A 2,128-nucleotide genomic window follows, 5' to 3' on the forward strand; every position below is an offset into this window, starting at 1 on the left:
CACCTAGCCTGCGCGGATTGGCCGGGCGCGCCGCCTGACGCATCCGTGAACCGATTGTTGATCGCACTGAGGTCACATTCCTGAGTCAGAAGGCCGCAAAAGCAACTTTTCACATCGAGCGGCGTTGCTGGGGCTGCGCTCGTTCGGGAGACAGGGAATGGACAGACTGCAATTCGAGGTGCCGGTGCGCATCACGCCCGCGCCCGGCCTGCCGGTCGAGGAGATCTACAGTGTCGAGCAGGCGCTCGATTTCCTGCAGGACTGGCCGAAGCGCAGGCAGGGCAAGATCTACGAAGCCGCCTTCAATGCCTGCTTCGGGGCGACGGTCGATGTGGCCAGCACCGAGGAAGCCTGCCGGGCGTTCGCAACCTTCTGCCGCGTCAGCGGATTGCTGGCGAGGGACGCGATGTTTCCCGGCAAGCGCAGAGCAGGGACGCATCGCGAGGCGCGCGCCTGAGTCTCTATTTCATCCAGGTCTTTCTCTGAAGATCGCGTCGTCGGGCGACATGCATAAGGCGTCGATCGCAGCTGGTTCAGCCGCCGAACGACACGCCTCGGTAGCGCATTCCCACCTGCACGCCGCGCACGATCACGCGCGACAGGATTTCCATATCCAGCGGCATTTGCGGACGCCACACGTCGAGCAGAAGAGCGACGCGCGGCTGATCCGAGTTGTTCATGACTTCGTGCTCGAACGTGTCGTCCCACAGCATGCACTCGCCGTCGGCGATGCGCCTTTCCTCATGGTTGATCATCATGATCGTTGCCGGGCGGCCGTCCGGCTGTTTGGGGATGGCGAGCCCGAGGTGAAAGCGCATGATGCCGCGGAATGGTCCGCGGTGCGGCGGGATATGCTTGCGCGGGGCGAGGAAGGAGACGGCCGCCGACTTGACCTCGGGGCATTCGGTGAGCAGCCGGGTCAGAACCGGCATCCGCGCGAGATTCTCCGGCACCGTCATGTCGTAGGCCTTGAGCACGAACATACGCCAGTCGAGCCCGTCATTGGCAGAGATATCGGCCTGCTCCGGCATGATGTCGTGGAAACGCGGCGCCTTGTTCAGCTTTGCCGCCAGCGCTTCATCGCGGATGTCCTGCCAGGCGGCGGCGAACTTAGCCGCATTGGGAAAATGCGTGCCGGCATCAAGAATGGCCGGCGCATCTATGCGCTTTTCATAGATACGGCGAACCAGATTGGTTCCGAGATCGTAGGCGCCTGTCATCTCATTACCTCAACGAGGCTGTTATATAGTGGGATATTATTTGCGGGCGTCGCTCACGGAGATTTGTTCGGGCCGGCGGATAGACCGCACGGCTCGCCGGTCATTGCGTCTTTGATGCCAGCCGCGGACCGGTGCGGACATCTATGATTTCGGGTCTGGCCGTGTCGATCGCGCCGTTCCAGCCACCGCCAAGCGCCTTGTTCAAGGCTATGTAATCGGTGGCGATCGAGACGCGGCTTTGCAGGACGGAATCGTCGGCGGAATAGGCTGAGCGTTCGGCATCGAGCACGTCGAGGAGGCTGGTCTCGCCAGCCTTGTAGAGCGTTCTTTCAAGCCGCGCGGCATCGCCGTAGGATTCGCGGAGGAGGCGAGCTTGCCGTTCCTGATGCGCTCCTGCGACAGCGAAACGGTGGCGTTTTCAACGTCTTCCAGCGCCGTCAGCACGGCGGCCTTGTAGGCGACGAAATACTGGTCGCGCTGGGCCTTCGCGACGTCGACGGCCGCCTGCAATTGGCCGCCATTGAACAATGGCACGCTGAGGGTGGGGCCAAAGGACCAGCCGATGGGGGAGTTCTTGCCGAGATCGCCGAGCTTGAGGGATGTGGTGCTGATGTCGCCGGTCAGGCTGACGCCCGGATAGCGCGCCGCCTCGGCCTGGCCGATCTTGGCGGTGGACTGTGCATACTGCCGCTCGGCCATGCGCACATCCGGACGGGCGAGCAGGATGTCGGCCGGGATGCCGGTCGGGATCGGCAGGCGGGGCGCTGGGATCGGCGTTGCGTGCCTCAAGCGCTCGTTGAGGGCCGCTGGCGGCCGCCCGGTCAGCACGGAAAGGCGATGCACGGCCTCGGCATAGCTGGCCTCCAGGCTCGGAACGCCGGCTTCCGTGCCGCTGGCCTGTCCTTCCG

Annotated in this window: 2 protein-coding genes and 1 pseudogene; 1 reads left to right on the forward strand and 2 read right to left on the reverse strand. The window is 63.9% G+C overall.

Annotation, left to right across the window (positions count from 1 at the left end):
• The first annotated feature begins 157 nt into the window (after positions 1 to 157).
• Positions 158 to 457, forward strand: coding sequence for a DUF982 domain-containing protein (locus tag EOA24_RS35400; protein WP_126082328.1), 300 nt, complete (start codon positions 158 to 160; stop codon positions 455 to 457).
• A gap of 76 nt (positions 458 to 533) precedes the next feature.
• Here EOA24_RS35400 and EOA24_RS35405 read toward each other — a convergent pair whose 3' ends face one another.
• Positions 534 to 1,220: an aspartyl/asparaginyl beta-hydroxylase domain-containing protein gene (locus EOA24_RS35405; protein WP_126082329.1), complete on the reverse strand. Its 687-nt coding sequence runs from the start codon at positions 1,218 to 1,220 to the stop codon at positions 534 to 536.
• Positions 1,221 to 1,320: 100 nt separating this feature from the next.
• A pseudogene (locus EOA24_RS35410) lies at positions 1,321 to 2,128 on the reverse strand (TolC family protein); the annotation flags it as partial.

Source organism: Mesorhizobium sp. M2A.F.Ca.ET.039.01.1.1, assembly GCF_003998035.1.
Classification (GTDB): Bacteria; Pseudomonadota; Alphaproteobacteria; order Rhizobiales; family Rhizobiaceae; genus Mesorhizobium.